Origin of the sequence: Bartonella sp. CE47NXGY, from assembly GCF_042195415.1 — a bacterium.
In the GTDB taxonomy this organism is placed as follows: domain Bacteria; phylum Pseudomonadota; class Alphaproteobacteria; order Rhizobiales; family Rhizobiaceae; genus Bartonella.
The window spans coordinates 1-818 of the sequence record NZ_JBHIOI010000203.1; the positions used below are offsets into that span (position 1 = coordinate 1).

At 41.3% G+C, this 818-nt stretch carries 1 pseudogene; it reads right to left on the reverse strand.

Annotated features, from left to right (window positions below):
* Positions 1-818, reverse strand: a pseudogene (locus ACFIL3_RS10665) (hypothetical protein); the annotation flags it as partial.

Sequence of the window (818 nt, forward strand, 5' to 3'; positions counted from 1 at the left end):
GTTCTATCAACCTTCTCAAAGCCTATCGGCAAAAGTTGACCATCCAAACTCATCTGATAAAAGCCACCATCACCAGCAAAAAAAGCATCACTCCCACGACACGCTATAGAGGCTGCATTGCGCGCTCCGCGCTTGTCTTGAAGCTTTTGAAAAATAAAGGGGACTTTAGAGCCTAGCGTAAAACAACCAGCATAAATAGCAGAACGCAAAAAAACGAGGGGATTGCTCGATTCCGTTGCCCCTTGAACATATTCTCCATCATTAAAATTATGATAATAACAATCTTTATCACCTACCGTCCAATGAGTTGCATCATTCAAACCCGACCAATGGATGCGATTGGGATGATCTGTTAATTGCATCAAACAAACAAAATCACCCCAAACCTTCACCAATCCTGCTTTCGGGGGATTGCCTCCTAAATCTTCAAACCGTTCAGAGCTATGAGTATTAAAGACTTGTGGTTTATCATTTTTATTCACCGCAATAATAGTTTCACCAAATAATGCAAACGACCATTTATTCTCTTCATTTGCTTGATAGGTCACACCACTTTGACTTATGTCTTTCCAACCCTTCGTTTGACTATCATAACTGTAAAGCTTTTTGGCTCCTCCTACGATTATCTTAACACCATTGCCACTTCTAAAGGCTATGCACCCCAACGGCTTTTCTTCTAAAGCATGAGACACTACCATTGCATTAGGCATCGGAATGTAACAGCCATCAGCCGGTAAAACATTCACAAGCATATCCGTAAAACTGCCGTTGACAACCGCAACATCTGGTCTGTAATCAGCGATTGGAAAATAAACCAT